The sequence below is a fragment of the Streptomyces sp. CO7 genome, from assembly GCF_053474865.1.
On the sequence record NZ_JBRIOU010000004.1, the window covers coordinates 968,151 to 970,213 of the forward strand.

Consider the following 2,063-nt stretch of genomic DNA (forward strand, 5'->3'; position numbering starts at 1 on the left):
ACACACCACCGTGCGGACCACGCCCCCGCACCCCTGCGGGCAGCGGTGCCGCTGGGGTGCGGGGGCGGGACGCACGTCCGGCCCGCGGGCGAGGACGTGAGGCTCGCGTGCGTGGACGTGAGGCTCGCGTGTCGTGGGGGAGGTGAGGGTCACTCCACGGTGACGGACTTGGCGAGGTTGCGCGGCTGGTCGACCTCGTTCCCCCGCGCCGTCGCGAGCTCGCACGCGAACACCTGCAGCGGAACCGTCGCCACCAGCGGCTGCAGCAACGGCGGCGTCACCGGCACCCGGATCAGGTGGTCCGCGTAGGGGACCACCGCCTCGTCCCCCTCCTCCGCGACGACCACCGTCCGCGCTCCCCGCGCCCGGATCTCCTGGATGTTGGAGACGATCTTGTCGTGCAGCACGGACCCGCCCCGCGGCGATGGCACGACGACCACCACCGGCACGCCCTCCTCGATCAGCGCGATCGGCCCGTGCTTCAGCTCGCCCGCCGCGAACCCCTCGGCGTGCATGTAGGCGAGCTCCTTCAGCTTGAGCGCGCCCTCCAGCGCCACCGGGTAGCCCACGTGGCGTCCGAGGAAGAGGACCGTGTTCTGGGAGGCCAGCGACCGGGCCAGCTCCCGCACCGGCTCCATCGTCTCCAGCACCCGCTCCACGCCCTCCGCGCTGCGCGACAGCTCCCGCACCTGCTCGCGGATGTCGTCGTTCGACCGGGTGCCGCGCACCTGCCCCAGGTACAGGGCGACCAGGTAGCAGGCGACCAGCTGGGTGAGGAACGCCTTGGTGGAGGCGACCGCCACCTCCGGCCCGGCGTGGGTGTACAGCACCGCGTCCGACTCGCGCGGGATCGTCGCGCCGTTGGTGTTGCAGATGGCCAGCACCTTGGAGCCCTGCTCACGGGCGTGCCGCAGCGCCATCAGCGTGTCCATGGTCTCCCCGGACTGGGAGACGGCGATCACCAGGGCGCGCGGCCCCAGGATCGGGTCCCGGTAGCGGAACTCGCTGGCCAGCTCCACCTCGCACGGCACCCGCGTCCAGTGCTCCACGGCGTACTTGGCGATCATCCCGGCGTGGAAGGCGGTGCCACAGGCCACGATCACCACCTTGTCGACCTCGCGCAGCTCCTCCGCCGAGATCCGCAGCTCGTCGAGCGACAGCCGCCCGGCGTCGTCCACCCTCCCGAGCAGGGTGTCGGCGACCGCCTTGGGCTGCTCGGCGATCTCCTTGAGCATGAAGTAGTCGTAGCCGCCCTTCTCCGCGGCGGAGGCGTCCCAGTCGATGTGGAACTCCCGCACCTCGGCGGGCCGCCCGTCGAAGCCGGTCACCGTCACCGCGACCGACCCGTCCGCCTCGTCCCGGCGCAGCTCCACGACCTGGTCCTGGCCGAGCTCCACCGCGTCCCGGGTGTACTCGATGAACGCGGCCACGTCCGAGGCGAGGAAGCCCTCGCCCTGGGCCGTGCCGACCACCAGCGGCGAGTTCCGCCGGGCGCCGACCACCACACCGGGTTCCTCCGCCGCGACCGCCACCAGGGTGAACGCGCCCTCCAGCCGGCGGCACACCAGCCGCATCGCCTCGGCGAGGTCGCCGCACGCGGAGTACTCCTCGGCCAGCAGGTGGGAGACCACCTCGGTGTCCGTGTCGGAAACCAGGCGGTGGCCGCGCTCCTCCAGCTCGGCGCGGAGCACGGCGAAGTTCTCGATGATCCCGTTGTGCACGACGGCGACCCGCCCGGCGTCGTCGAGGTGCGGGTGGGCGTTCACGTCGTTGGGCGCGCCGTGGGTGGCCCAGCGGGTGTGCCCGAGCCCGGCGGTGGCCGCCGGGAGGGGATGCTCACTCAGTTCCTTCTCCAGGTTGACCAGCTTGCCGGCCTTCTTGGCGCCGGCCAGCACCCCGTCGGCGAGGACCGCCACGCCTGCCGAGTCGTAGCCCCGGTACTCCAGCCTCCGCAGCCCCGCCGTCACGACCTCCAACGCCGACTGCCGGCCCACATATCCCACAATTCCGCACATGTCACTCACCTTAGGGCGGGTTTCCGACGGGCGCGGCCACTCATGGTC

1 protein-coding gene is annotated in these 2,063 nt (G+C 72.3%); it reads right to left on the minus strand.

Annotated features, from left to right (window positions below; translation table 11 throughout):
• Positions 1–149: 149 nt before the first annotated feature.
• On the minus strand, positions 150–2,015 hold the full coding sequence (gene glmS / locus ACOV8S_RS17180) for a glutamine--fructose-6-phosphate transaminase (isomerizing) (RefSeq protein ID WP_448318670.1): 1,866 nt from the start codon (positions 2,013–2,015) through the stop codon (positions 150–152).
• Positions 2,016–2,063 lie beyond the last annotated feature (48 nt).